This is a genomic window from Bradyrhizobium sp. CCGUVB14 (assembly GCF_024199935.1).
GTDB lineage: Bacteria > Pseudomonadota > Alphaproteobacteria > Rhizobiales > Xanthobacteraceae > Bradyrhizobium.
In genome coordinates, this window is record NZ_JANADS010000001.1 from 2464273 (window position 1) to 2489984 (window position 25712).

The 25712-nt window shown below is 63.9% G+C and carries 25 protein-coding genes; 15 read left to right on the plus strand and 10 right to left on the minus strand.

The features are described 5' to 3' along the window. Window positions 1–62: 62 nt before the first annotated feature. On the minus strand, window positions 63–242 hold the full coding sequence (locus NLM32_RS11375) for a hypothetical protein (protein WP_254129065.1): 180 nt from the start codon (window positions 240–242) through the stop codon (window positions 63–65). Between the two features lie 322 nt (window positions 243–564). Between NLM32_RS11375 and NLM32_RS11380 the strand changes: the two genes are divergently transcribed. Then, on the plus strand, window positions 565–2136 hold the full coding sequence (locus tag NLM32_RS11380) for a L,D-transpeptidase (protein ID WP_254129066.1): 1572 nt from the start codon (window positions 565–567) through the stop codon (window positions 2134–2136). Between the two features lie 31 nt (window positions 2137–2167). Here the strand turns inward: NLM32_RS11380 and NLM32_RS11385 are convergent, their stop codons facing one another. The 5 genes from NLM32_RS11385 to NLM32_RS11405 form a co-directional block, all read right to left on the minus strand. Further along, window positions 2168–2980, minus strand: a complete 813-nt coding sequence (locus tag NLM32_RS11385) for a class I SAM-dependent methyltransferase (RefSeq protein ID WP_254129067.1) — start codon at window positions 2978–2980, stop codon at window positions 2168–2170. Window positions 2981–3069: 89 nt separating this feature from the next. Next, window positions 3070–3609 (minus strand): VOC family protein, encoded by a 540-nt coding sequence (locus NLM32_RS11390; protein ID WP_254129068.1) that lies wholly within the window; start codon window positions 3607–3609, stop codon window positions 3070–3072. Window positions 3610–3634: 25 nt separating this feature from the next. Further along, window positions 3635–4603, minus strand: coding sequence for a tripartite tricarboxylate transporter substrate binding protein (locus tag NLM32_RS11395; RefSeq protein WP_254129069.1), 969 nt, complete (start codon window positions 4601–4603; stop codon window positions 3635–3637). Between the two features lie 12 nt (window positions 4604–4615). Then, a complete protein-coding gene (locus NLM32_RS11400) occupies window positions 4616–5509 on the minus strand; it encodes an MBL fold metallo-hydrolase (protein WP_254129070.1) in 894 nt (297 codons plus the stop codon). A gap of 3 nt (window positions 5510–5512) precedes the next feature. Continuing rightward, entirely contained in the window at window positions 5513–6718 is a 1206-nt protein-coding gene (locus NLM32_RS11405; protein WP_254129071.1) for an ABC transporter substrate-binding protein, read from the minus strand. Window positions 6719–6885: 167 nt separating this feature from the next. On the opposite strand from NLM32_RS11405, the gene NLM32_RS11410 reads away from it, so the two are divergent. The 3 genes from NLM32_RS11410 to NLM32_RS11420 are packed head-to-tail and all read left to right on the plus strand — an operon-like array spanning window position 6886 to window position 8971. Next, on the plus strand, window positions 6886–7587 hold the full coding sequence (locus NLM32_RS11410; protein WP_254129072.1) for a TetR/AcrR family transcriptional regulator: 702 nt from the start codon (window positions 6886–6888) through the stop codon (window positions 7585–7587). After that, window positions 7565–8116 carry a carboxymuconolactone decarboxylase family protein gene (locus tag NLM32_RS11415; protein ID WP_254129073.1) on the plus strand — a complete coding sequence of 184 codons (552 nt, stop codon included), beginning with the start codon at window positions 7565–7567 and terminating at the stop codon, window positions 8114–8116. Before NLM32_RS11410 ends, NLM32_RS11415 begins: the two co-directional genes overlap by 23 nt. Window positions 8117–8125: 9 nt before the next feature. Beyond that, a complete protein-coding gene (locus NLM32_RS11420; protein ID WP_254129074.1) occupies window positions 8126–8971 on the plus strand; it encodes an SDR family NAD(P)-dependent oxidoreductase in 846 nt (281 codons plus the stop codon). Window positions 8972–8973: 2 nt separating this feature from the next. Here the strand turns inward: NLM32_RS11420 and NLM32_RS11425 are convergent, their stop codons facing one another. The 4 genes from NLM32_RS11425 to NLM32_RS11440 are packed head-to-tail and all read right to left on the minus strand — an operon-like array spanning window position 8974 to window position 11518. Next, entirely contained in the window at window positions 8974–9483 is a 510-nt protein-coding gene (locus NLM32_RS11425; protein ID WP_254135289.1) for a DoxX family protein, read from the minus strand. Continuing rightward, a complete protein-coding gene (locus tag NLM32_RS11430) occupies window positions 9483–10262 on the minus strand; it encodes a DNA-binding domain-containing protein (RefSeq protein ID WP_254129075.1) in 780 nt (259 codons plus the stop codon). Before NLM32_RS11430 ends, NLM32_RS11425 begins: the two co-directional genes overlap by 1 nt. Next, on the minus strand, window positions 10252–11166 hold the full coding sequence (locus tag NLM32_RS11435) for a DUF692 domain-containing protein (protein ID WP_254129076.1): 915 nt from the start codon (window positions 11164–11166) through the stop codon (window positions 10252–10254). The genes NLM32_RS11430 and NLM32_RS11435 overlap by 11 nt, the downstream gene beginning before the upstream one ends. 46 nt (window positions 11167–11212) lie before the next feature. Then, on the minus strand, window positions 11213–11518 hold the full coding sequence (locus tag NLM32_RS11440; protein WP_254129077.1) for a DUF2282 domain-containing protein: 306 nt from the start codon (window positions 11516–11518) through the stop codon (window positions 11213–11215). A 312-nt stretch (window positions 11519–11830) separates the two neighbouring features. On the opposite strand from NLM32_RS11440, the gene NLM32_RS11445 reads away from it, so the two are divergent. The 11 genes from NLM32_RS11445 to NLM32_RS11495 all read left to right on the plus strand — a co-directional run bounded on the left by NLM32_RS11445 (window position 11831) and on the right by NLM32_RS11495 (window position 25638). Continuing rightward, entirely contained in the window at window positions 11831–13927 is a 2097-nt protein-coding gene (locus NLM32_RS11445) for an adenylate/guanylate cyclase domain-containing protein (RefSeq protein WP_254129078.1), read from the plus strand. Between the two features lie 168 nt (window positions 13928–14095). Next, window positions 14096–15121, plus strand: coding sequence for a PAS domain-containing protein (locus NLM32_RS11450; RefSeq protein ID WP_254129079.1), 1026 nt, complete (start codon window positions 14096–14098; stop codon window positions 15119–15121). Window positions 15122–15391: 270 nt separating this feature from the next. Next, a complete protein-coding gene (locus tag NLM32_RS11455) occupies window positions 15392–17059 on the plus strand; it encodes a PAS domain-containing methyl-accepting chemotaxis protein (protein WP_254129080.1) in 1668 nt (555 codons plus the stop codon). 70 nt (window positions 17060–17129) lie between these two features. Further along, the gene (locus NLM32_RS11460; RefSeq protein ID WP_254129081.1) at window positions 17130–19205 is read left to right on the plus strand and encodes a bifunctional diguanylate cyclase/phosphodiesterase; all 2076 of its coding nucleotides are present in this window, start codon (window positions 17130–17132) and stop codon (window positions 19203–19205) included. A gap of 161 nt (window positions 19206–19366) precedes the next feature. Beyond that, entirely contained in the window at window positions 19367–20206 is an 840-nt protein-coding gene (locus NLM32_RS11465; RefSeq protein WP_254129082.1) for a shikimate dehydrogenase, read from the plus strand. Between the two features lie 22 nt (window positions 20207–20228). Continuing rightward, on the plus strand, window positions 20229–21062 hold the full coding sequence (locus tag NLM32_RS11470; protein WP_254129083.1) for an amidohydrolase: 834 nt from the start codon (window positions 20229–20231) through the stop codon (window positions 21060–21062). Window positions 21063–21082: 20 nt separating this feature from the next. After that, window positions 21083–22237: an ABC transporter substrate-binding protein gene (locus NLM32_RS11475; RefSeq protein ID WP_254129084.1), complete on the plus strand. Its 1155-nt coding sequence runs from the start codon at window positions 21083–21085 to the stop codon at window positions 22235–22237. 335 nt (window positions 22238–22572) lie between these two features. After that, the gene (locus tag NLM32_RS11480; RefSeq protein WP_254129085.1) at window positions 22573–22983 is read left to right on the plus strand and encodes a hypothetical protein; all 411 of its coding nucleotides are present in this window, start codon (window positions 22573–22575) and stop codon (window positions 22981–22983) included. A 195-nt stretch (window positions 22984–23178) separates the two neighbouring features. Beyond that, window positions 23179–23700, plus strand: a complete 522-nt coding sequence (locus NLM32_RS11485; protein WP_254129086.1) for a hypothetical protein — start codon at window positions 23179–23181, stop codon at window positions 23698–23700. A 46-nt stretch (window positions 23701–23746) separates the two neighbouring features. Next, window positions 23747–24331, plus strand: a complete 585-nt coding sequence (locus NLM32_RS11490) for a HutD family protein (protein WP_254135290.1) — start codon at window positions 23747–23749, stop codon at window positions 24329–24331. A 116-nt stretch (window positions 24332–24447) separates the two neighbouring features. Further along, window positions 24448–25638, plus strand: coding sequence for an adenylate/guanylate cyclase domain-containing protein (locus NLM32_RS11495; protein WP_254129087.1), 1191 nt, complete (start codon window positions 24448–24450; stop codon window positions 25636–25638). Window positions 25639–25712: the final 74 nt, after the last annotated feature.

Consider the following 25712-nt stretch of genomic DNA (forward strand, 5'->3'; position numbering starts at 1 on the left):
AAAATGTAATGGAAATCAGAACCATCTGGTTCGGTTGCAATGTGATGTGAAGCCGGTGCGACTCACGATCCGAGATTGCGGGCAACTGCGATCAGGACAGCTGCAAGCACGGCCAGCGACAGCGAGACCGCAAGGCTTTTAACCAGGCTCGTGGTCGCGCCTCTGGAAAAGACGATGAAGCCGGTCGCGAGCAGCGCCAGCCCGGCCACGGTCGCGGCAATCTGCGAGAGAGTCGAGGACACCCGTTCATCCTCCGGTGCGCTGTTTGGCGAATTTACCGCCAATGTTCCCGCGGCCTGACGCAATTCTCTGTGATTCCAGTCACATCCCGTCGGGGCGCCTCCAAGGGCTGACATTCTGCCGCAGCGCGCCGGCCAGCTCCGGGCCAGCCCCGGCCCCGAACCGCCCTTCCGCCCGCACGGACCGTCGTATATGAGAGTTTCGTCGCCGGAACGGACCGAATATCGCCGGAAACGGAACGGATGGTGGCTGCGATTTCTTAATCCAAAGATCGCAATCTGATCGGTGATCGACGCAAGTGCGGACACGCAACCGGGGAATGGCATGAAAGACCTGATGACGACGGCGCAATCCAGGAAAGCGATGCGGCGTTGGAGGGCTCCCGGAATCGTGATGTTCGCGGCGGCGGTCGCGCTGGCTGCCCCGAGCGAGGCCCTTGCCGCCAAGCAGCCGCGCCAGATCGCCGAGGCGGTGGCGCAGCGCGAGGCCGGCGAACCGATCATGGCGATCGTGTCGATCAAGAGCCAGCAGGTCACGTTCTACGATGCCGAGGGCTGGATCCTCCGCGCGCCCGTCTCGACCGGCACGACCGGACGCGAGACGCCCGCCGGCGTCTTCGCCGTCGTCGAGAAGGACAAGGACCACCACTCCTCGATGTATGACGATGCCTGGATGCCGAACATGCAGCGCATCACCTGGAACGGCATCGCGCTGCATGGCGGGCCGCTGCCCGGCTATGCCGCCTCGCACGGCTGCGTGCGCATGCCCTTCAACTTCGCCGAGGGCCTGTTCGACAAGACCAATATCGGCATGCGGGTGATCATCTCGCCGATGGATGCCGCTCCGGTCGATTTCTCGCATCCCTCGCTGTTCGTGCCGAGCAAGGAAGCCATTGCGGCGGCGCCCGCGCGTGCCGACAAGCTCTCCGCGCAGGCGGAGGAAGTAATCCAGGCCGCCGACGAGGCGAAGAAGGCCGCGACGGCAGCGGCGAAGGACGCGCAATCGCTTCCGGCGTCGCTGCGCAAGCTCGAGCAGCAGAAGGCCCGCGCCGATGCCGAGAATGCCTATGCCGACAAGCTCGTCGCGAACGCCAAGACCGACCAGGCCAAGGCAAAGGCCGATGAGCTGAAGCAGAAGGCCGCGGCAAAGGCGACGGATGCCGCGACCCAGCTGGACGCCGCCAAGGCTGCGGCGCAGCCGAAGCGCGATGCGGTTGCCGCGACAAAGGACGCCGCCAAGGCGGCCGCGACCAAGAAGGCCGAAGCCGTGAAGGCTGCGACCGACGCAAAGCTCGCGATGGAGCCGGTCTCGGTCTACATCAGCCGCTCGACACAGAAGCTCTATGTCCGGCGCAACACCCACAAGCCGGCGCCTGATGGCGGCGGCGAGGTGTTCGACACCAGCATCGAGGTTCCCGTCACCATCCGCAATCCCGACCAGCCGCTCGGCACGCACATCTTCACCGCCATGGCGAAGAACGACAGCGGCCTGCGCTGGAGCGTCGTCACCATCGACGAAGGCGACAGCGCGAAGGACGCGCTCGACCGCATCACGATCCCGCAGGAGGTGTGGGATCGCATCGGGCCGACCGCATTGCCGCGCTCGTCGATCATCATCTCGGACGAGCCGCTGAGCGCCGAGACCAACTACCGCACCGAGTTCGTCGCGGTGTTGAGCAACCATCCGCAAGGCGGCTTCATCACCCGCAAGCCGACCGCACCGCCGGTGGAAATGGCGAGCGACGATGGCTGGGGCAATGGCGGCGCATTTGGCGGCAATGGCTTCTTCTTCTTCGGGCAGCGCGATCCGAATCCGCAGCCCGTCAATCCGCGCCGCCGCGCTGGCCAGTACCAGTACTATCAACCGGCGCAGCCGATGCAGCGGAGCCTTTGGTAGGCACGGGGCGTGAGCGTAGCGGCTCCTGCCGCTACGGCCTCGCCGTGATCACCAGGGCCTGAATCTTCGCCTCGACAGGCCCGGATCCATGACGCTTCCGGATCGCCTCGGCAACGGCATCGGTCGCGGCCTCGAGCTTGCTCGCATCCCTGGCCTCGATCTCGCCGCGCAGCGGCGTGCCCTGGCAATACGCGATCGCCACGTATTCTGCCGAGGGCGCGCGGCTCATCGCCGTCAGCGTTTCGATCGATATGTCCTTGAAGCCCGCGCGTTCGAGATCGGCCTTGATGACGGCCTTGTCGTGATAGCCGTGCGGCGTCCGCGCCATGAACAGCGGCGGATTGTCGGGAAACATCTTGCCGAGCGTGATCGTCGCGTCGTCGGCGAACACATTGTCTTCGATACGATCCCAGACACTGAACAAATACGTGCCGTTCGGCTTCAACACCCGCTTCGTTTCCGCATATCCCTTGCTGCGATCCGGGAAGAACATGGCGCCGAACTGGCAGCAGACGACGTCGAACGCAGCGTCGTCGAAGGGCAGCGTCAGCGCATCGGCCTGACGCCAGGTCATGCGCGGGTCATCGCCCTGACGCTGCTTCGCGACCGCGAGCATGGGCTCGTTGAGGTCGGTCGCGACATAGCGGACACCGGCGGGCAGCAGCGCCGCCACGGCCCGCGTCACGGCGCCGGTGCCGGCGGCGATCTCGAGCAGGTCCGAGGGCGACAGCGCAGCGACGCGCTTGGCAAGGTCGTCGGCATAGATCGAGAAGATCAGCGGCACCAGATATTCGTCGTAGAGTTTTGGAACCGAGCCGGCGAAAACCTTGTCAGTGCTGGACATGCTTGCCTCGCTGAAGGTTGGCTATCACGGGCAGGATAGCACGGTTCGACCGCCCGGGAACGCGGGCGAGGTTCCGAGGCGAAGAGGTTCTACGACTTCGCGCCGCCAACCTCGCGGATCGGCCGCGTGCCGTCCCAGTTCATCGCGGCCTGCCGGACCTTCTCGAAGAAAGGTCCCTTGGTGCCGCTGATGTCGGAGATCTCGATGATCGTGCCCGGGTGGGCTTGCGTATCGAAATAGGCGAAGCGTCCTCTGTCGCCGCCGATCTGGCCTTCATGGCCGATCCTGTAGCCAAGCCCCAACGCCTTGTCGTAGAGCGCCTGGTAGTCGTGGCTCCAGTAGGACATGTGCTGCAGGCCTTCATGGCCCGCATCCAGGAACTCCTTGTAGAGTGAGGGCGCGTCGTTGCGTTGCTGGATCAGCTCGATCTGGAGATCGCCGGAGTTCGCCAGCGCGATGCTCATCTCGACGGATGAGTCCCGGCCGCGATGGCGGAACCAGTCGGTCTTGACGCGGTCCATGTAGTACCAGGGACCGACGCCCATCACCTCGATCCAGTGTGTCATCGCGGCCTGGATGTCCCGCACCACATATCCGTTCTGGCGCACTGCGCCGAAGATGCGGCTCATGCCCGCGCTCCCTCAATTACCTTGCTCACTTGACCTCGATGCCCGCGTCCTTGGCAACCTGCTTCCAGGCCGCGATATCGCGCGCATTGATGTCGCGCTGCTCGTCGCCGGGGACGAATTGCGGGGTGATGCCAAGGCCCAGCAGCTTTTCCTTCACCTCGGCATCGCCGAGCGCGTCCTTCAGCGCCGCCGACAGCTTTTGCGTGATCGGCGGTGCAAGGCCCGCCGGCGCATACATCGCCCAGGACAGGCTGCGGTCGAACGGCACGCCCTGTTCTCCGTAGGTCGCAACGTCAGGCAGGCTCGGTGAGCGCTCGCCGCAGGCGGCCAGTGCCTTGATCGAGCCGTCCTTCACCAGCGGCGTCGCGGTCGCCATGTCGAGCGTCGCGAGCGAGATGTGGCCGCCCAGCAGGTCGCCGGCGAGCTTGGCGATGCCGTTGAACGGCACGTGCTCCATCTTGATGCCGGTCTGCTGCATCAAAATTTCCGCGCAGAACTGCCCGGTCGAGCCGATGCCCCAGCTTCCGTACTGGATCGGCTCGCCCTTCTTGGCGAGCGCAACCAGCTCTTTGATGTTATTGGCGGCAAAATCCCTGGTCGCCACCAGCATGATCGCGGAGACGCCGATACGGCCGATGGTCGTGAAATCCTTGATCGAATCGTAGGGCAGCTTTGGATAGATCGCGGGCGCCAGCACATGCGTGGTCATGCCGCCGACGGTGACGGTGTAGCCGTCATTGGGCGAGGTTGCGACCATCTGCGTGCCGAGCGTCCCGGCCGCACCGGTGTGGTTCTCGATATAGATGCTCTGTCCGAGCGTCTTGCCCATCTTGTCGGCGAGCCGCCGGCCGATCACATCGCCGCCGCCGCCGGCCGCGTAAGGCAGCAGCATGCGGATCTTGTGCGTCGGATAGGCGGCAGGATCCTCGGCCCGTGTCGGCGCCGTGGCCGACAGCAATGCGAGAAACGAGAGCGTGACGGTGCGCAGCATCATGACGGCATTCCCCTATTCCCAAAAACGAAATCTGTAAGCGTCTCCGTGTCGTGTCACGCGTCCCGCAGTCGGCGACGGAAAATGGCCGGTGAGCAGATAGCTCGGCGTATCCGCGAGCTCTTCCAGCAGCGCCATCCGGGTCGCGACGGCGGCAGCCGGATCGACATCGGCGGCATTCGAGAGCCACGGTGCCGCGCACTGGATCGGATGATGGATCACGTCGCCCGACATGACCGCGTGATCGTGGCCGCCGTTGAGATGGATCTGCATGTTGCCGGCGGTGTGGCCCGGCGCCGGCGCGAAGCGCAAGGCAGCGTCGCGATCGCCAAACAGGTGATGATCGGTCTCGACGAATTCGGCGAGGCCGGCCGCAACCACCGGCAGCACGGAGTCCTCGAACGAGCCGTGGTTCACCGGGCTCTTTGGTCCCGCCTTGTGTACGGTCTCAAAATGCCGGTACTCCTCGCGCCCCATCAGATAGCGCGCATTGGGGAAGGTCGGCACCCAGCTTCCGTCGATGAGGCGCGTATTCCAGCCGACGTGATCGACATGCAGGTGCGTGCACATCACGAAGTCGACCTGTTCGGGCGCAACGCCCAGCGCCTGCAGGTTTTCCAGATATGGCTGGTTGAGATCGTTCCACACCGGTACGCGCGGCCGCTTCTTGTGATTGCCGCAGCAGGTGTCGACGATCGCGGTCCAGCGCGGCGTGCGGACCAGGTAGGAGTGATGGCTGAGGATGAAGCGGCCGGTCTCGGGCTCGATATAGCGATGATCGAGCCAGTCGCGGTTCGCCGCAATCACCTCGTCGGTGACATTGGCGAACAGCCACTTTTTGTCGAAGGCAAGCGAAGGGATCTCGCTGACGAGGTCCACCCGCATGCTGCCGATCGTCACCTGCCGCATGCTTTAGTTCTTCAGGAGGTCGCCGAACGGCACCCATCGCGTGCCGTCGAAGCGGATGAGCTGGAGGCTCGTCATCGGCGTGTAGTGGTCGGGCGCGTTGTTCACGGCAGTGCCGTTGATCAGCATCGGCAGATGCACGTCCTTCAGGCTTGTCGCCTGCTTCATCACATTGGCGCGGGTGAGGTCGTTGCCGGCGGCCTTCAGCACCGTCACCAACGTCTGCGCGATGGTGTAGCCATAGACGTTGAGCCAGTCGTTCTTGTTGGCGTCAGGCAGATACTTGTCCATGAAGGCGACCCATTCCTTGTAGCCGGCATCGTCCTTGTTGGCCGGATCGGTCGCGTCCTTCAGGTACTGGCTGGAGATGACGCCGGTGGAATTGTCCTTTCCGGCCGGCTCCAGCACGCCGCTGATCGAGGCCGAGACGTTGGAGATGATGGTTGTCGGCTTCCAGCCGATCTCGCCGATCCTTCGGATTGCCTGCGCCGCGAATTTCGGCGTGGCCGCAACCAGCACGACATCAGCGCCGGCAGTCTTCAATTGCAGGATCTGGGTATCGACCGTCGGTGCCGAAGTCTCATAGGCCGCGCGCGCGACAATCGCCTCGCCGCCGCCGAGCCCTTCCTCGAGCGCCTTCAGATAATCCTTGCCGAGATCGTCGTTCTGGTAGAGCACGCCGATCTTCGCATTGGCATGGCTCGCCTTGATGTATTTGGCGTAGGCGATCGCCTCGTCGCGATAAGTCGGCTGCCAGCCGACGGTCCACGGGAAGTTCCTGGGATCGTCCCACTTCGCCGCACCCGAGCCCAGGAAGAGCTGCGGCACCTTGCGGTCGTTGAGATATTTGTGCACGGCGCTGTTGGTCGGCGTGCCGACGCCGCCGAAGATCAGCAGCACTTCGTCGCTCTCGACCAGCTTCCGCGTCTGCTCCACCGTCTTCGGCGGGCTGTAGGCATCATCGGCGATGATCATCTGGATGCGCCGTCCATTGACGCCACCATCGTCGTTGACCTTGCGGAAATAGGCTTCCGCCGACTTCGCGATTTGCGCGAAGGCGGAGACCGGGCCGCTCAGCGGCGCCGTGGTGCCGATCTTGATCGTCTTGTCGTCGGCGCCGGGATCGTATGTCGCGGTTTGGGCAGAGGCGGTGCTGGCTGCGAGCAGCAGAACGCAGGCCGCGGCAAGGCGAAGGCGGGCAAAGCGCGCCATGAGGTCGTCTCCCCAAATTTGCTCTCCGCTTCTCGAGGGAGCGGAGTTGAAACGCGAGAACAGTGGCCACGCGAGGCTTGCGGGCCGCGACCGTCGCCGCCAGACTGGCAAAACGAACGATCGTTCGTACGCTTGACTAGCGAACGATCGTTCGTTAGTCAAGCCGCATGGCTCTCACCACCTCCAGCGCGGCGGAAGCGGCTGCGCCCACGACCCGCGAGCGCATTCTCACCGAGGCGCTCAACCTGTTCGCGCAGAGCGGCTATGGCGGCGCCTCGATGCGCGAGCTGGCACGCCGCGTCGGCATCCGCGAGAGCAGCCTGTACAATCATTTCGCCGGCAAGGCCGCGATCCTGGAAGCGATCGTCAGTGAGCACGGCCCGGCAAGCTCCGCGAGCCGGCTGGAGGAGCCGCGCTACAAGCAGCTCGCGCGCCAGCCCGCCGCGTTCTGCCGGCAGTTTGCACTGGACCTCGTCGAGCAATGGTCCGACCCGCGCGAGCACCAGTTCCAGAAGGTCATCACGGCCGAGCGCAATCGCGTGCCCGGCATCCGCGCCAAGTTCGCCGATCATTTCTATGCGCGCGAGCAGAGCATGATGACGGATTATTTTCGCGGCTTTGCGCTCGCCGGCCTGGTCAAGACGTCGGATCCGCGCGAGACCGCCCGGCTGTTCGCCGCCGGCCTCATCTATATCCGCCTCGAACATTACGTGATGGGCGCGGCGCCGTCGCCGCGGCCGAAGGTGATCGAGGCGATCGAGCGCTATCTCGCCTTCTTCCTGTCGCTGATCGCGGCGGATGGCGGGACCGACGACAACAAGAAACGAAAAACCAAGGGAGAAACGCGTGGCAAGGCTGCCCCTGATTGATCCGGACACGACGAGCGGCGACATCCGCGCTTCGTTCGACCGCATGCCGGTCAAGCTCAACATCTTCCGCATGATGGCCCATGCCGAGGCCAACATGATCCCGGCGATGCGGCTCGGCAATTCGATCCTGCACAAGCAGAAGCTCTCGGCGGTCAATCGCGAGCTCTTGATCCTCCAGGCCGCGCAGCTCGAGGGCGGCGCCTATGAATGGCGCCAGCACGTGCCGATCGCGCTCGGGGTCGGCTGCACGCAGGGCCAGGTCGATGCGGTGGAGCGTTGCGACTATGACTCGGCCGCACTGAGCGAAGCCGAGCGCGCACTGCTGAAGTTCGGCCGCGAGGTGGTCGAGAACGTCCGTGTTCCCGAGGCGATCTTCGCTGCCGCGCGAAAACATTTCAGCGACCAGGAAATCGTCGAATCCATCGTCGCGCTTGGCTTTTACATGATGATGGCGCGCGTCACCGAAGCCACCGAAACCGATCTCGATCCCGCGGCCGGCATGAAGGTCTATGACGGCGGCAAGAAGTAGGCGGCTGAGATGGCAGAGACCGATAGCAAGCCGGAGCGTTACGTCCGTCCGCCGAGCGCCGAGTCGTTGGGCGAAGCGCCGGGCAGGGGACGCCTGAAGGGCCGTCGCATCCTGATCGTTGGTGGTGGCCAGCGCGTGTTCGATGCCGCCACCGATCCCATCGGAAACGGCCGCGCCATGAGCATCTTGTGCGCCCGTGAAGGGGCGAAAGTCGCAGTCGCCGATCTCAACCACACTTCCGCGCAGCAGACGGTCAAGCACATCACTGATGAAGGCGGCGAGGGCTTTGCCATTGCGGCGGACGTCACGTCAGAGGCGGACGTCCAGCGCATGATCGAGGAAGCGCATCGCGCCATGGGCGGCCTCGACGGCATGGTGCTGAACATCGGCACCTTCGGCAAGACCGGCCTCGACAATGTCAGCCCCGAGGAATGGAACAGGATCTACGACGTCAACGTCCGCGGTCCGATGCTGTGCTGCCGCGCGGCGATGCCGAGCTTCGAGGAGGGCGGCGCCATCGTCTTCATCTCCTCCATCGCGGCGCTGAAAGCGGGATCACAGATGGCGGTGTATGACTCGTCGAAAGCCGCGCTCGGCGGCCTGATGCGCAACATCGCCCATCTCGGCGCGCGCCGCGGCATCCGCGCCAACCTCGTTTATCCCGGACTCGTCGACACCCCCAACGGCCGCGAAGCCGGCGCCGGCCGCCCCAACCGCGGCAAGGGCCACGTTCCCTTCGGCCGGCAAGCGACCGCCTGGGAGATCGCCTACGCGGTGCTGTTCTTCCTGTCGGACGAGAGCGTGTATGTCACCGCGCAAACGCTGGCGGTGGATAGCGGGCTGAGCGGGATGTGAGCCTATCGCTCCGGCGAGAGCGTGCGCCCGATCAGATAGTCCAGCGAGATGCGTCCCGGCCCGTAGGCCATGATGCCGAGCGCCATCGCGGCCCAGGTGATGTGGACCGGCCAGCCGTCAGGCACGGTCAGCTCGACGACCAGGGTCATGAACAGCAATCCGGCGCCCGCGAACCGCGTACCGAGGCCGAGCACCAGCAGGATCGGAAACATGATTTCTCCGCAGCCGGACAGGAAAGCCATCACCGTCGGCGCGGGAAAGTGATAGGGGCCGCCCGGCAAATGCAGCATGAACTCGTCGCTGAACAGCGTCACCGCGGTGTCGTTGAGCCTGAGGAAGCCGCCCCATTTCAGGATGCCCGAGCGCCAGAACGGCACGGCTAGTGCGAAGCGCAGCACGAGCTGAACCAGCGACGGCGTGGCGATTGTCTGCACGAGCTGATTGGCCTTGTCGACGAGCTGCCCGAGTGACGGCAGGCTGCCGCTCGCGGTCATGCGTTGGTCGGTGATCATCATGCCTCTCCGAGAGCGATTGAGGTGAATGCCCCGGCCGCGATCAGGCCGGCGATGTTGGTGGCAAGGTCGAAGTCCGCGTGCGCATCCAGCGCAACGCCGGCGGCCTCGCCGAGCCGCTGGCCGGATGCCAGGCAAGCGGCAAAGACGGCGCCACCGGGCGGAAGGAGTCGGACCGCGACGTCGAAGTCGGGCCGCGTAATCAGCGCGTCCTCCGGCGTGGACGCATCGATGCGTTGAGTCGATGCGCCGTCGCGGTTGGCGGCGAAGATCGTCACCGCCGAAAATGCCGAGCGCACGATCCGCATCGCATGGTGCGGGACGAAGACGGTCTCAGCCAATCGTTCAGGGGCGATCGCAGCGAGCCGTGCGGACGACAGCGGCGCCGCGTCGCGCGCATGGTAGGCGTCGAGCCAGGCCCGTTCGATGCGCGCGACGTCGGCGAGCCAGGGTATCGTCTGCGCGTATTCGTAGCTGGCGATGAAATCCGGAAAATCCCGCCCATAGTCGAACAGCAATGGTGAGGTCGGCGGGCTGCTGCGAACATGCAAGCGAGCCATGGCGCGGAAGAAATCCGGTCCGGTGATGCGCTGCGTCGCCGGGTAGATCGCGGCGAGCGCCTCGATCAGGCTCACCGTGACGTTGTTGCGGTAGACGGCGAAGCGTTTGTCCGCCGCCTTTCCGTTCGGGCCGGTCACAGTCTTGGGCGCGGCCTGTGTTGGGTCGAGCAGGGCCGGTGCGAAGTCTGCGGCAAAGGATACATGCTGCTCAGGCGGCATGACGGTTCTCCATCAGCGCCGTCTCGGCGCAATGGTCGAGAATGGTCTGCGCGGCGGCAGCCTCCGCTCGCAGCATCGGCCAGTCGGGAATCTTGCTGTCCCATTCGATCAGCGTGGGCACCGGCCCGCGACGTTGGATCACGATCTCGTAGAGCTTCCATACGGCATCGGTGACCGGGCCGTCATGGCTGTCGATCAGCAGCAGATCGCCCTCGTCGTCAGCCTGTTCGGCATGACCGGCGAGATGGATTTCGCCGACATGCGCGAGCGGAAAGTCTGCAAGGTATTCGAGCGCGGAGAAGCCATGATTGGTCGCCGATACGAATACGTTGTTGACGTCGAGCAGCAGGCCGCAGCCCGTGCGCTCGGCAACGCTACGGATGAAGTTGGTCTCGCTCATCGAAGAGTCTTGGAAGGCGACATAGGTCGACGGATTTTCAAGCAGCAGCGGACGGCGGATCGCCTCCTGCACCTGATCGATATGGTCGCAGACACAGCGCAGCGTCGCATCCGTGTATGGCAGCGGCAGCAGATCGTTGAAGAAGCTGGTCTCATGCGTCGACCAGGCGAGATGCTCGGACACCAGCGCCGGCTGGTAGCGCGCGACGAGGCCGCGGAAGCGCGCCAGGTGCGCCTTGTCGAGCGGCTGAGGTCCGCCGATCGACATGCACACGCCGTGCAGAGATAACGGATGATCGCGGCGGATCGTCTCCAGCGCGCGATGCGGTGGCCCGCCCGCGCCCATGTAGTTTTCGGCATGGACTTCGAAGAAGTCCCGTTGCGGGCCTGCATCCAGGATCGCAGGGAGATGCTCCGGCTTGAAGCTCGTCCCGGCAACACCGCCGACGGGGGTGGAATAGCGGAGTGGCACCGAAGGTGCGTTGGGCACAATGGCCGCCATCATGGTGTCTCTCCGCTGTTCCCTGTTGTCGTGGTTGCGACGCGACGCGTCAAACCGGCTTGAGCGAGCCCTTCTTGCCGCCCGGCAGGTCGATGCTCGTGCAGGTGCCGCCCTGAACGAATTTCCAGGCGTTGCCCTGGAAATCGGTGGTCGAGGTGCCCTGGCAGGTGGTGCCCGGTCCGGCCGCACAATCGTTCTGGCCCTTCAGCGCAACGCCGAAGCACTTCTCCTTCTTGGCGGCGATGGCTGCATCGGCCTCCGCCTTGGTCAGCGGAGCGGCGGCGGCGAGTGTCGCGAGCGCGGTCGACATCGCGCCGGCGAGAACGATCGAAGTGACGACATGCTTGGCAGACATTGGGTTTCTCCGTTTGAGATGGCATCGCTTGGCAAGCGAAAAGCGCATTGTCTCGTTCGCCTCGTTGACGACCCGCGTTACCGCCGCGCCGCTCACGAGTCCGTGAGACTGTTGAGGTGGGTGCGTACAGACCGTGTGGTCCGGCCGCGATTAACAGGCGAGCCGCCGGTCAAATCCAATGCCTTGACGCTATCGAGACGTTAGCAGGAGGGCATTGGCGGGCACGGGTGGGACTTGCGAGACGTAACGAACGGCCGAAGCCTGCGTACAGCGATGTCAGGAGCGGTATTTGGTCCAGAGGCGGAACCAGCGATGAATGTCGATCCCGGACGGCAGTTTCGCGAGATTGCCAGGCTGGCCGTCAGCATCCGTCTTGCCGTCTCGGCCCTGGTGCTGACCGCGATCCTGCTTACCGCGGCGCTATCGAGCCTGTTGTGGTGGCGCACGGCGGAGGCGACCAGCCGGCAGCTCGCCTCGACCATCAACGAGCAGATCGTGGCAGCGGTCCGCAAGGAGGTCTCCGCCATCGTCGACGAGGCGCGGGCCGCGCACACCGCCATTCGCACCCTGTTCCTCCAGAACGTGCTCGACACCCGTGAGGCCGACAAGCGCGAATTCGTGTTCCTGTCGCAGCTTCAGTCCCAGGCGACGATCTCGTGGGTCGCCTTCGGCTGGCCCGACGGATCGTTCTTCGCCGCGCACAAGCTCGGCGATCGCCGCCTGGAGATGATGGAGATATCGCTGACCGATCACCCGGGTGAGCGTCGCGTCGATGAATACGACGTGGTGCCCGGCGATATCGAATTCGCCAATCGCCGCTTCGAGCCGACCGATTTTCGCGTTGCCGATCAGGCCTGGTTCAAGGCCGGGCTCAGCGCGGATAACCCGCAATGGTTCGAGGTCATGGACCATCCGACCGACCGGCGGCCGTCGATCGCCTTTGCAGGACCGATCGACGTCTATCAGGAGAGGCAAGGCGTTCTTGCCGTCATCATCGAATATACGCGGCTTGCGCGTTTCCTGTCGCAGCTCGAGGTCGGGCGCACGGGAACTGCTTTCATCATCGATGACAGCGGGCAGCTTGTCGCGGCTCCCGACAAGGATGCCGATGAGCTGCACGCTGCGAAGAGTGATACCACGCTGCTGCCGCTCGCGCGGATGGCGTTGGCCAAAGCAGGGGAGGACGGACGCAAGGAAGCCTGGCGAAGCCGGTTGATTTCAGGAGGTGCGGCTTATGAGGTCGCGCTCACGCCGTTGCCGTTTCCCGGCTGGTCGCTCGCAACGGTGATCCCCGAAGCAGAGTTTCTCGGGCCGGTTGAGGCAACGTTGCGGCACCTGATCCTCGGCCTTGGCATTGGCGCCGTGCTTGCCGCACTGGCCTCGGCAATGCTGGCCCGCTCCGTCATCGCCGCGCCGTTGTCGCGCGTCGCCGGCGAGCTTCGCCACGTTGAAGCCTTTGCGTTGGAGCAGGTTCGCCGTCATCCGTCACGGCTCAAGGAGATTGCGAGCCTGTCCGGCGCGATCGCGGAAATGGCGGCGGGCCTGTCCGCATTCCGTAAATTCATTCCGGCCGATCTCGTCCGTTCCTTGCTGCGCCAGGGTGTCGAAGCGCGGCCCGGCGGCAGTATTCAGGAACTCAGCGTGATGTTCATCGACATCGCCGGCTTCACCGGGCTGTCCGAGCGTCTCGGCGATCGTGTCGTGCCGCTGCTGTCGCGTTATCTCGATGTTACGTCGGAGATCATCGTTGCCAATGGAGGAACGATCGACAAATTCATCGGCGATGCCGTGATGGCGTTCTGGGGTGCACCGCAGCCGCAGGCCGATCATGCCGTGCGATGCTGCCGCGCGGCGCTCGCCTGCCGCAGGGCCATCGAGGAATCCGGCCTGGTCGACGATCTCGGTCAGCCGCTTCAGATCCGGATCGGCATCAATTCGGGCCGCATGCTGGTCGGCAATATCGGTTCGGAGCTGCGGCTGAACTACACCGTGATCGGCGATGCGGTGAATGTTGCCAGCCGGCTCGAAGGCGCCAACAAGTCCTATGGGACCCAGATCCTGATCGGCGAGACGACCGACCGTCTGGCGGCTGGCGCCATCGTCACGCGTGAGGTCGACAGCATCGCGGTTTACGGACGGGAGGAAGGGCTCTCCGTCTTTGAACTCATCGGCATCGCGAATGAGGAACAGATCGACCGAGCGACGATCAACTGGATCGCGGACTACGAGCGCGGCCTTGCCAGCTATCGCGCCCGCCGGTTTGCCGCGGCGCTCGTCGATTTCGATTCTGTGGTGAAGCAGCGCGGCTACGATCGTCCGGCCGAGCTGATGCGCGACCGATGCCGACAGCTCGCTGCAAACGCTCCCGATCCGGCATGGCGGCCCGTGGCGGCATTGACCTCGAAGTAGGGCCGGCCCCATACGCAGACATATCTGGCCGGAATTAGCAAGATATTGGCGCGAGATCACAAGAAAGAGCGAGCGCCGCGTCAGTAAAGCGGGAGTTGCCTGAGCCGGATCGGCTCGGGCAGCCAGCCGCCGACTTATGCCTGACCGCAAGGCAAGAGCAAGACGTCTATGATCAATGATGAGATGGCCTCCGCGCAGCCAGGCGTGATCCCGTCGAATTACTTCCGCTTCCTGGAGCGACAGTTGAAGATCGGCGTCTGTCGGGTGGACCTGCAATCCGGGCAGATGACCTGGACCGAGGGCATGTACGATCTGTTCGATCAGGACCGTACCGTGTCACCGTCCCGTGCCGCCCTGCTGGAGCGAATGCACCCGACCGATCGCGGCAACCGCGCGCCGGTCAATGCGGCCCTCAAGAATCGAATTTCATTCGAGGATAGTTTTCGGGTCATCCTGAGGGATCGGAGGATCCGATGGGTCCGTGCTTACGGTGAGTTTCTGTTCAGCGAGCGTGGCAGCCCTGACGGCCTCATTGTGCTGATGGCCGACGTGACCCTGCAGCGCGCCCAACAAAATCTTCTGTATATCCGGACACAGCATCTTCACGCCGTGGCGCGGCTCGCGAGGGCCACGGTGACGACCGCGGCGGCGGACGGCAGGGTCACGGACGTCGTGCACCTGCAGCCCTTTGCGGGTGACGCGAAGCCACTCGGCACCAACTGGATGGATTGGATCCATCCGGACGATCGCGCCACCATCATGCAAGCTCATCAGAAAGCCCTCGGCGGTCGCGAGGAGGTCGAGGTGGAGGCGCGCGTCCGCCTCGCCGATGGTTCGAGCGGCTGGCGAAGGCTCCGCGCCGCTCCGATTCGCAGCGCGAGCGGCCGCTTCCTGGAATGGCTCGGATTGAGCTTCGACATCGACGGTGAGAGAACCGGCCGGACCCTGCTCGATCCGGGGCGGCCGGTCACCGGTGCCCAGCTTCGGGCCGCGCGCGGCCTTCTCAAGATATCGGTCCAGAAGCTCAGCGAGCTCGCGGATATCTCGATCGCGGTCATTCGCAGGCTCGAAGAGCTCGACGGGGTCTCGCGCGACGGCGCCGAGAGTGCGCGGAGGCTCCGTGACGCGCTGGAACGACGAGGGGCCGTCTTCATCTTTCCGAGCGACATGAAGCCCACGGCAACGCTGCGTTAAGGCCGCGTGCCACGCATGGCCCCCTCGACACGACAAGTGATGACAGCGAATTTCGCGAGAGTCTGCCGTGGCCCGTGTCCTCCATCGCGCAAATTTTGCGGCAACCTCCTGCTTCGGGCCGAAAGCGGCACAATTTCTGCCGTTTTGGAACGATGGGAGACTTCGTGTTTAGCGAAATGGCTTTACGCTTTGAAGATTTGAATCAGTTCTAATTGATTTCCACAACGGCATGCGGGGGCGACAAGCCCTGGCTTATTCGAGGGTGGAAACATGTTCGGACTGCGCAAGTCTAGGCTCGAAAACTCCCTCGCTGAAACGGAGGCGATCGCCCGCTCGCAGGCTGTGATCGAATTCCGGCTCGACGGCACCATCGTCAAGGCCAACCAGAACTTCCTCGATGCCCTCGGCTATGGCGCGCTCTCCGAGATCGAGGGAAAACATCACCGGATCTTCATGCAGCAGTCGGATGCCGAGCGGGCCGACTACAAGGACTTCTGGGCCCGGCTGAATCGCGGCGAGTATCAGACCGGCGAATTCAAGCGGATACGCAAGGATGGTCGGCCGGTCTGGATCCAGGCCTCTTACAATCCTGTTCTGGACGGTCGCGGCCAGGTCACCCGGGTCATCAAGTTCGCGACCGACATTACCGCAAGGAAAATGAAGGCGCTGGAGGACGCAGGCAAGCTGGCGGCCATTGATCGCGTCCAGGCCGTCATCGAGTTCGAGCTGGATGGCACCATCATCACCGCTAACGGCACCTTTCTGGACACGATGGGTTACACACTGCCCGAGGTCACGGGCAGGCATCACAGCATGTTCGTCGAGCCTGCGGTGCGGGAGAGTGCCGGCTATGCGGACGCCTGGGCCAAGCTCAGGCGCGGCGAATTCGTCTCCGGCGAATACAAGCGGCTCGGAAAGAACGGCCGCGAGGTCTGGATCCTGGCCTCCTACAATCCCATCCTTGACGAGGCCGGACGTCCCTTCAAGGTCGTCAAATTCGCCTCCGACGTGACCGAGAAGAAGCTGCTGGCGGCGGACAGCCGGGGCCAGATCGACGCGATCATGAAGTCGCAAGCCGTGATCGAATTCGAGATGGACGGCACGATCAGATGGGCGAACGACGCTTTCCTGAAGGCGATGGGCTATTCGCTCGCGGACGTGGTCGGCAAGCATCACCGGATCTTCGTAGAATCGGCAGAGCACGCAGCGCGGGCCTACACCGAGTTCTGGGACAATCTTCGCCGGGGCACCTACCAGGCGGGCGAGTTCAAGCGCCTTGCGAAAGGTGGCCGCGAGATCTGGATCGAAGCTTCCTACAACCCCATCCTCGATCTGAATGGAAAGCCCTTCAAGGTGGTGAAGTACGCGACCGACGTCACCGCGAAAGCCGTGGCGCGCATGAAGGCAGAGGAAGCCAGGGAGCTCATTGAATCGGTGGCGGCCGGAAGCGAGGAGATGAGCGCATCCATCCGGGAGATATCCGAGACGATGGTCAAGTCGCGCGAGGTCGTCCTGGCGGCGGTCGGGCACGTCGGGACAGCCGACGCGCAGGCCGATCGGCTCACGACGGCAGCCGATCAGATGGGAGGCATCATCGAACTGATCAACAGCATTACCGGTCAGATCAACCTGCTTGCGCTGAATGCGACGATCGAGTCGGCGAGGGCCGGCGAGGCCGGGCGCGGCTTTGCCGTCGTCGCCTCCGAGGTGAAGAGCCTCGCCAACCAGGCCAAGCACGCGACCGACCGCATCACGGGCGAGATCGATGCGCTGAAGAGCGTGTCTCGCGACGTCGTCGGGGCGCTCGACGCAATTCGCGGCGCGATCCGTCACGTCAATGAATACGTGACCAGCACGGCGGCAGCGGTGGACGAACAGAGCGCCGTGACGAGCGATATGTCGACCAACATGCAGCGCGCTGCGGCCGCACTGGCGTGATGCGCAACCCTCGCAAATCGTCGTGCCACGGATTGACCGTCCTCGTGCATGGCGCCGTGCGGAGCCACTTATGAGTTCGATGCGATGGCGTATCTACTATCGTCTGTTGAGGCTCGTGTCGCCCTTCGTGGCCGTGGTCGTGCTGCAGGCGTTCGTCGCCGGCGTGAGTCTCGACGTGCTGTCCGCCGTGCGGGCTTACGTTGCGGGCGAAGCGACCTGGTCGCGTGCGCAGAAGAACGCCGTCTATTTCCTGCATCTTTACTTGTATACGGGCCAACAATCGCTTCTTGACCAGTACAGGGCCGCCCTCGCAGTGCCGCTCGGAGACCGGACCGCGCGGCTGGCGATGGAGCAGGATCAGCCCGATCTCGAGGTTGCAAATGCGGGTTTCCTGCAGGGAGGAAATCACGTCGACGATATTCCTCAGATGATCTGGTTGTTCCGCCGCTTCAGCGGCGTGAGCTATCTGAAGGCGGCCATCGCCGAATGGGCTGCGACGGATTCCATGCTGCTTGAGCTGGCGATCTTCGGAGATGCGATCAAGTCGGAGGCCGTCGGAACGTATCCGGGCGACACATTGCGGCTGCAATCGCTGTCATCCCGGCTTTATGGATTGAACGATGCCCTGTCGGCGCGGGCAAACGCATTCTCACGGGTTCTCGGCGAGGGAGCCCGGGCCATCAAGACGACGTTGATCTACGTCAATCTTCTCACCGTCACGGTGCTGACCGGGCTCATTGTCTGGCATACGCGCCGGCTTGTCCTGCAACGGGCGACGTTCGAAACAGCGCTGATCGAGGAAAAGAAGCGTCTTGCCTGGCAGGCGTCGCACGACTCGCTGACCGGCCTGGCTAATCGCCGGGAGTTCGAGCGGCGCCTGAGGTCGGCGCTCGACCAATTCAAGGCGGGTGACATACCTCACGCCGTGATCCTCCTCGACCTCGATCAATTCAAGATCGTCAACGATACGTGTGGGCATCTCGCGGGCGACCAGCTGCTCTGCAGTCTGGCCGGATTGCTGATGCGACATGTGTCCTCGCGCGACGTGATTGCAAGGCTCGGCGGCGACGAGTTCGGTCTTCTTCTTCATCACTGCCAGGCCCAACAGGCCCTCGATATGGCCGAGCGGTTGAGGTCGGCGATCGAGGAGGGCGGCTTTCGCTGGGGCGAGGTTTCGTTTGGCGTCACCGGAAGCATCGGTGTTGCATGGATCGATCACGCCGACGCCTCGATCGAGGATGGATTGCGACGCGCCGATGTCGCCTGCTATGGCGCCAAGGACAAGGGGCGCAACCGGGTCCAGGCCTACAGCAGCGAGGACGCTGGCCTGCAACGGCGGATCGACGAGATGAGGTGGGTGCATCGCATCCAGGAGGCGCTCGATACGCAGCGCTTCTGTCTTTACGCGCAGGATATCGTGCCGCTGGGGACGGCTCGCGCCGCCGCCGGGGCGCACTTCGAGGTCCTGTTGCGGCTGTGCGATACCGAAAACCGGGTCGTGCCTCCCTCGGAATTCATACCTTCCGCGGAGCACTACGGCCTGATGCCACTGGTGGATCGCTGGGTCGTCCGCAATTCGCTCAAGCTGCTCGGCAACCACCTCGCCGGTGGCGGAGCCCGTATCGCAAATTGCAGCATCAATCTCTCCGGCCAGACGCTTGGCGACGAAAGCTTCGTTGATTTCGTGCGCGACCAGATTCGCGCGTGCCGTATTCCGGGCAACATCGTTTGCTTCGAGATCACCGAGACGAACGCCATCGCCAACCTCGATAGTGCGCGACGCTTTATCCTGGCGCTGAAATCCCTCGGTTGTCGTTTTGCGCTGGATGACTTTGGCAGCGGAATGTCCTCGTTCTCATATCTGAAATCTCTCCCGGTCGACTACCTCAAGATCGACGGGGGCTTCGTGAAGGACATGCTCGAGAGCGACACGGATCGTGTCATCGTTGAAATGGTCAACCGTCTCGGCAAGACCATGGGCATCCGGACGATCGCCGAGTTCGTCGGCAGCGAGGCGTTGCTGGAGGCCGTGCGTCAGGTCGGCGTGGACTACGCGCAGGGATTTGCGGTGGGAAAGCCACGGCCGCTGTCCGAAACCCTCCGCTCGCGCGACATGGTGCCTGCTGTGTCCGCCGTCCCGGCATAGGCTTCTAGGCAGGAGCGGGGCGGCCATCCGTCGTGTATCGGGCTCCGCTGTTTCCCAGATTCACATTGCACCCGCTGGCCATTCCCTCTAATTGTCTTGGACAAATGACCAAATAACATGGTCGCGCGCCGAAGGGCGCTGTTCGGGACGGGAATCGCGGCATGTCGCAGGATGGTTTTGGGCTGGCGGGGGTGATGGGCATGCCGGTCGCGCATTCGCGCTCGCCGGTCATTCACAATTACTGGCTGAAGGCACACGGCATCCGCGGCTCCTACGTCCCGCTCGCGGTGAGGCCGGAGCGGCTCGAGGATGCGCTGGACGGGCTGATCGCGCTCGGGTTCCGCGGTTGCAACGTCACCATGCCGCACAAGCAGACGGCGATGGCGATGCTCGACCGCGTCAACGAGACCGCCAAACGCATCGGCGCCGTCAACACCATCGTCGTCGAAGCCGACGGCACGCTGTCCGGCTTCAACAATGACGGCAACGGTTTTATCCAGAGCCTGCGCGACGCCAAGGCGGACTGGCGCAGCGATGCCGGACCGATCCTGCTGCTGGGGGCGGGCGGCGCCTCGCGCGCGGTGGTCGTGGCGCTGCTGGAAAACGGCGCGCGCGAGATTCGCATCACCAATCGCACGGCGGAGAAGGCGCAGGCGATCGCGACCGAATTCGGCTCCGCCGTCAGCACCGTTCCGTGGGACGATCGCGCCACGGCACTTGGTGATGTTGCGCTGCTCGTCAATTGCACCGATCGCGGCATGGTCGGCAAAAGCGCGCTGGAGATCGACCTGTCGCGCCTGAAGCCCACGACGCTCGCTGCTGATCTGATCTACACGCCGCTCGAGACGCCATTCCTGGCTGATGCCCGCGCCCGCGGCTGCGTCACCGTGAATGGGCTCGGCCTGCTGCTCAACCAGGCGCGGCTTGCCTTCAAGGCCTGGTTCGGTGTCATGCCCGATGTGACACCCGAGCTGATCAAGGCCATCGAGGCCACGTTCTGAACCGCGCGGGGAACTTTGCGCCATGACCTTGCCGGCGGGCCCCAAGATCGACTGCCACATTCACGCGCTCGATCCCGCGCGTTTTCCCTACGGCGCCGATACGCCGTACCGGCCGAGCGCGCAGGAAATCGCGCCGGCGGCGCAGCTCATCAGCGTGTTCGACGCCTTTGATGTCCACCAAGCGCTCGTCGTCGCCACCAACACCGGCTATGGCAGCGACAGCCGCATCCTGCTCGACACGCTGAAGCAGGGCGGCGGCCGCTTCAGGGGCGTCGCCGTCGTCGAGAACGACGTCGACATCGGCGAGCTCGAGCGATTGAAGGCGGCCGGCGTGATCGGAATCGCCTTCAACGTACCGTTCCATGGCGCCGACTATTATCGCAACACCGCGCCGCTGCTGGAGAAGGTCGCAAGCCTCGGCCTGTTCCTCCAGATCCAGGTCGAGAACGATCAGCTGCTCGACTTGTTGCCGCTGATCGACAAATCGAGCGTCAAGCTGGTGTTCGATCATTGCGGCCGGCCATCGGTCGCGCAAGGCGTGAGCGGCAAGGCCTTCCAGGCGCTGCTCGCGATCGGCCGCGAGCGCGACGCGCACATCAAACTCTCCGGCTATTACAAGTTTTCGCAGCAGCCGCACCCGTATGAGGACACCTGGCCGTTTATCGCCTCGCTGGTCGAGGCCTTCACACTCGATCGCTGCGTCTGGGGATCCGACTATCCGTTCCTGCGCGCGCCCGAACGGCTCGACTACGGGCCGCTGCTCGCGGTGCTGACAAAGCTGTTTCCGGATCCGGGCGACCGGCATCGCCTGCTGTGGCGAACGCCGGCGAAACTGCTGGGCTTCGACGGATCATAAAAAAGAAAGGGGAGGACATCATGAGGCATCTTGCAGGAGCGCTCGTCATTGCCTTGACGGCGTCGCTGTCGGTCGGAGCGGCCCGCGCGCAAAACACCGTCTACATCCCCGATGTCATCGAGCTCTCCGGCCCAGGCGCCGTCTCCGGCACCAACTGGCGCGACGGCGTCGCGCTCGCGGTCGACGAGATCAACGCCGCCGGCGGCATTCTGGGCAAGAAAATCCAGACCGAGCATCTCGACACCCAGAGCAATCCCGGCATCTCGCGCGCGCAGGTGCAGAAGGTGTTGGACAAGGATCCCTATGTGGTGCTCGGGCCTATCTATTCCGGCTCGGTCAAGGTCAACATGGCGCTGACGCAACAGGCCGAAATCCCGCAGATCGTCGGCGCCGAGGCCGCCGACATCACGACGCAAGGTAATCCCTGGGTGTTCCGCACTGCCTTCGGCCAGCAATTTTCCATGCCGAAGATCGCCAATTATCTGCACGACAAGCTCAAAGTGAAGAGCGTTGCTGTGGTCTGGGTCAACAATGATTTCGGCAAGGGCGGCCATGACAATTTCGTCAAGGAGATGAAGACGCGCAACATCGAGATCGCCGCCGATATCTCCACCGAGCAGGGCCAGGTCGATTTCGGCTCGGACGTCATCAAGCTCAAGAGCGCCAAGGCCGACGCCGTGTTCGTCTACACCAACGAGGAGGAGAGCGCCCGCTTCCTGATCGAGGCCAAGCGACAGGGGCTGTCGACGCCGCTGTTCGGGGAGACCACGCTGCTCAGCCAGAAGGTGGTCGAGCTCGCCGGCCCCGCAGCCAACGGTGTGCGCGGCCATGTCGGTCTTTCAGCCGATGCACCGGTGCCGGCGATAGAGGCATTCACCAAAAAGTTCAGCGACCGCTTCAAGTACCGGCCGGATCATAACGGCATCAAGGGCTACACCGCGGTCTATCTCGTCAAATACGTCACCGAGAAGATCGGCAAGTTCGACAGCAAGGCCTTCGGCGCGGCGATGAAGGGCCTGACGCTGACGCCCGACAAGGCGCCGGGCATGCTGATGGAGGCGAGCTGGGACCAGAACGGTGACATCGACCGCGCCAGTTTCCTGGCCGAGATCGTCGACGGCAAGCAGAAGATCGTCGAGACGCTGCCGAAGCTGAACGGCGGCAAGAGCGAGTGAGGGGCACGATATCTCTCCATCGTCGTCCTGGCGAAAGCCAGGACCCACAACCACCGTTCGATATTGTTAGAAGAAGGTGTGGCCACAGCTCGCTCCGACAATGGGCAGTCGGGGTGATGAGTCCTGGCTTTCGCCGGGACGACACCGAGGGCTGAGCATCGCAAGCCCCGCACCATCGTGCAGTGGGATCAAATTGTCGGGCAGTTGTTGCCACGTCGCGCGACGTTGAGCGGACATCGGCGTGCTCCTCGCGAGAAAGCCGATGGACATCAGCGGTGCCTTCGCAGGCACAATGTTTCTGAATGTTTCCACGCAATGATCGAAGGAGTGACGACATGACCGACGTCAGCTACACCGTCTCGCCGTATTCGACCGCAGGCTCCGGAAAATCATGCGGCGGCAAACACAAGCACGCGCACGAGACGGGCTCGGCGACGACAGGAACCTCTGGCAATCCGTTCGAGCAGTTGCTCGATAGCCAGGCCAATAGCAACGGCACCACTACGGATGCGTTGGCGCCCACGAGCGACAGCAGCCAGACCGGGACGGGCTCCGATCTCGGCAGTGCCTATCAGTCGCTGCTTGCCACGCTCCAGGCCAACGGCGGAATGAACGACACGAGCGCCGCGCAGTTCAACGACGGCGGCCCTGCTTATTTCAACGGCGTCTCCGCCAACCAGAACCAGTTCGCCGATTCGCCGGTCAACGATCTGATCAGCAAGCTCGACCTCGACGCCAAGGCGTGACAAGCGCGGACGGCACTGCTGGCTTCGTCCTGCCGGTCAGGCCTGCAGGCAAACAGGACGAAGCTGCCGGGCAATTTTTGCAGCGTGGCGCAACGCTGAGAGTCCATCGTGCGAGAAAGCCGATGAAAATCAACAGCGCCTCGCTGGCATAAATGTTGCTGAATATTTCCGCGCAATGCAGATGGGAATGAATCCGTGACCAGTGTCAGCTACACCGTCCCGCCGAACTGGACCGCAGGCTCCGACAAGTCGGGCGCCAGCAAGAACAAGAATCCGAATGATCCGAACATGCTGACGACGGGGGCCTATGGCAGCGCGTTCGAGCTGATGCTCGACAGCCACGCCAACACCGACGGCACCACAACGGAAACGCTGACCTACAAGAGCTACAACGGCAAGACCAACGGCTCGTTCTCCGCGACCGCGGAGACTGGGACGGGCGCCGATCTCGGTAGTGCCTATCAGTCGCTGCTCTCTACGCTGCAGGCCAATGGCGAGATGGACGACAAGACCGCCGCGCAGCTCGACGACGCCATGGGCAAGCTCGACACCAAATCGTCCGGCGGCAGCACGGACGCAACGGTCTCCGGCGGCGGCCTGCTGGTGCAGGCGGGTGGCCCCGTCGCCTTCAACGGCATCTCGGCCTATCAGAATCAGTTCGTGGATTCGCTCGTCAACGAGCTCAGCACCAGGCTGAACCTCGACGCCAAGGCGTGAGGCGATTAATGATGTGCGCGTGAGCAACGACCGGACGCCCGCACAGATGAAAACCACCCTGCTGAAATCCGAGGACTACACCCGCTCGCCCTGGAAGAACGGCGGCGGCATCTTTACCGATATCGCGGACGCGCATCGCGCCGATGCGGCGGTGAAGGACTGGGCCAGCCTGCTGTGGCGCTTCGCCTCCACGCCGATCGTCGCGCCCGGGCCGTTCTCCCACATGCCCGGCATCGACCGCTTGCAGATGGTGGTCGGCGGGCGCGGGCTGGTGCTGAAAGCACCCGGGCAGGAGTTCGACGAGCGTGAACCGCTCACGACCGTGCGTTTCACCGGCGAAATGGAGATCGTCACGGAGCTCGAGGCCGGCCCGGTCGAGGTCGTCAATCTGATGGCGCGGCGCGGTGCGGCGGAGATCGCGCTTGTGGCGCTTGATGCGCCCGGCGATCGGTCGTTGCCCCCGGGAACGCATTTGCTCTACGCGGCGCGCGGCGATTGCAGTATCCGCCTCGAGGGCCAGGATTTTGCGATTCCGCACGAAAACACGCTGAAGGTCGAACTGACTGCGGCCGCGACGCTGGCGCTCGTTTCCGGGCTGGTCGTGCTGGGGTCGATCAAAATCGTCGCCTGAACGGGCGTTCCTGCCGGCCGGAACGATGCGCACAATCCGTGCAACTGGCTAGGTTGACGCGGCCGCGCCGGAACACGATATGTGCCTCGATGCAGACCGTCGCCGAAGGGCAGGATATGAACGCGCCAGACATGAATCCCGCCTCTCTCTCCGACGGCGTCGTCGACTGGCTGACCAACGGCACGCGGGACCAGCGCTTCATCGACAACATCTTTGCGGAGATGTGCATCCGCCTGCAGCAAGCGGGCATTCCGCTGAAGCGGTCGACGCTCCACGTCCGGATCCAGCATCCGCAATGGCTGGGGGCGCGTTTCATGTGGTCCGACGGCATGCGCGAGGCCGAGATTGGGCGGGTCGACTTCGATGTCATGGGACGCTCCGAATATATCGGCAGCCCGGCCAACGAAATGTTCGACGGGGCAACCGAAGTGCGTGAGAATCTCGAACGGGATCCCGCGCTCGGCCGCAAGCACGCGCTCTATGACGAGATGCGGGCCAAGGGCCTGACCGACTATGTGGCTTGGCCGCTCTATCATACGCTCGGCAAGCGCCATCTCATCACGTTCTCGACCGACCGTCCCGGTGGCTTCGACGACGCCCATGTCGCCGCGTTGAAGAAAGTATTGCCGGTGCTGGCGCTGGTCAGCGAGATCCGCATCAAGAACCGCCTGGCGCGCACGCTGCTGGAGACCTATGTCGGCGCTCATGCCGGCGAGCTGATCCTGGCCGGCGCCACGCGACGCGGCACCGGCACGACGGTGCGCGCCGCGATCATGATCTGCGACCTTCGCGACTTCACGAAGATCTCCGACAACTGGCCGCGCGACGACGTCATCGATCTCCTCAACGATTATTTCGACGCGATGTCCGAGCCGATCGCGCGGCACGGCGGCGAGATCCTGAAATTCATCGGCGACGGCCTGCTCGCGATCTTCCCGCTGAGCCAGCCCAACGCCTGCGCCAATCTGCTGTGTGCGGTCACCGAGGCGCGCCAGGCGATGGCTGCGCTGAACGAGCGCAACAAGTCGACCAGTCGCGCGCCGTTGAACTACGGCATCGGCGTTCATGTCGGCGACGTCATGTACGGCAATATCGGTTCGACTAGCCGGCTCGACTTCACCGTGATCGGTCCCGCCGTCAACATGGCCTCGCGGCTCGAGACGCTCACCAAGCAGATCGGCAAGCCGGTGCTGCTGTCGCGGGATTTTGCCGAACTGGTGACGCCGGAGTTCGAGCTCGAGCGGGTCGGCCAGCACGCCGTCCGCGGTTTCAGCGAGCCGATCGAGCTGTTTGCGTTTCAAGGCTGAGGCCGAGCCCGACCAGCGGCGCGCATTGCTTCAAATTTGATCGATCTGATTAGGCGCACTTTAAGCCCAGCTCC

Coding starts and splice junctions, on each gene's coding strand:
- NLM32_RS11380 (WP_254129066.1), top strand. CDS start 565: ATGAAAGACCTGATGACGACGGCGCAATCCAGGAAAGCGATGCGGCGT.
- NLM32_RS11385 (WP_254129067.1), bottom strand. CDS start 2,980: ATGTCCAGCACTGACAAGGTTTTCGCCGGCTCGGTTCCAAAACTCTAC.
- NLM32_RS11390 (WP_254129068.1), bottom strand. CDS start 3,609: ATGAGCCGCATCTTCGGCGCAGTGCGCCAGAACGGATATGTGGTGCGG.
- NLM32_RS11395 (WP_254129069.1), bottom strand. CDS start 4,603: ATGATGCTGCGCACCGTCACGCTCTCGTTTCTCGCATTGCTGTCGGCC.
- NLM32_RS11400 (WP_254129070.1), bottom strand. CDS start 5,509: ATGCGGCAGGTGACGATCGGCAGCATGCGGGTGGACCTCGTCAGCGAG.
- NLM32_RS11405 (WP_254129071.1), bottom strand. CDS start 6,718: ATGGCGCGCTTTGCCCGCCTTCGCCTTGCCGCGGCCTGCGTTCTGCTG.
- NLM32_RS11410 (WP_254129072.1), top strand. CDS start 6,886: ATGGCTCTCACCACCTCCAGCGCGGCGGAAGCGGCTGCGCCCACGACC.
- NLM32_RS11420 (WP_254129074.1), top strand. CDS start 8,126: ATGGCAGAGACCGATAGCAAGCCGGAGCGTTACGTCCGTCCGCCGAGC.
- NLM32_RS11425 (WP_254135289.1), bottom strand. CDS start 9,483: ATGATCACCGACCAACGCATGACCGCGAGCGGCAGCCTGCCGTCACTC.
- NLM32_RS11430 (WP_254129075.1), bottom strand. CDS start 10,262: ATGCCGCCTGAGCAGCATGTATCCTTTGCCGCAGACTTCGCACCGGCC.
- NLM32_RS11435 (WP_254129076.1), bottom strand. CDS start 11,166: ATGATGGCGGCCATTGTGCCCAACGCACCTTCGGTGCCACTCCGCTAT.
- NLM32_RS11440 (WP_254129077.1), bottom strand. CDS start 11,518: ATGTCTGCCAAGCATGTCGTCACTTCGATCGTTCTCGCCGGCGCGATG.
- NLM32_RS11445 (WP_254129078.1), top strand. CDS start 11,831: ATGAATGTCGATCCCGGACGGCAGTTTCGCGAGATTGCCAGGCTGGCC.
- NLM32_RS11450 (WP_254129079.1), top strand. CDS start 14,096: ATGATCAATGATGAGATGGCCTCCGCGCAGCCAGGCGTGATCCCGTCG.
- NLM32_RS11455 (WP_254129080.1), top strand. CDS start 15,392: ATGTTCGGACTGCGCAAGTCTAGGCTCGAAAACTCCCTCGCTGAAACG.
- NLM32_RS11460 (WP_254129081.1), top strand. CDS start 17,130: ATGAGTTCGATGCGATGGCGTATCTACTATCGTCTGTTGAGGCTCGTG.
- NLM32_RS11465 (WP_254129082.1), top strand. CDS start 19,367: ATGTCGCAGGATGGTTTTGGGCTGGCGGGGGTGATGGGCATGCCGGTC.
- NLM32_RS11470 (WP_254129083.1), top strand. CDS start 20,229: ATGACCTTGCCGGCGGGCCCCAAGATCGACTGCCACATTCACGCGCTC.
- NLM32_RS11475 (WP_254129084.1), top strand. CDS start 21,083: ATGAGGCATCTTGCAGGAGCGCTCGTCATTGCCTTGACGGCGTCGCTG.
- NLM32_RS11480 (WP_254129085.1), top strand. CDS start 22,573: ATGACCGACGTCAGCTACACCGTCTCGCCGTATTCGACCGCAGGCTCC.
- NLM32_RS11490 (WP_254135290.1), top strand. CDS start 23,747: ATGAAAACCACCCTGCTGAAATCCGAGGACTACACCCGCTCGCCCTGG.
- NLM32_RS11495 (WP_254129087.1), top strand. CDS start 24,448: ATGAACGCGCCAGACATGAATCCCGCCTCTCTCTCCGACGGCGTCGTC.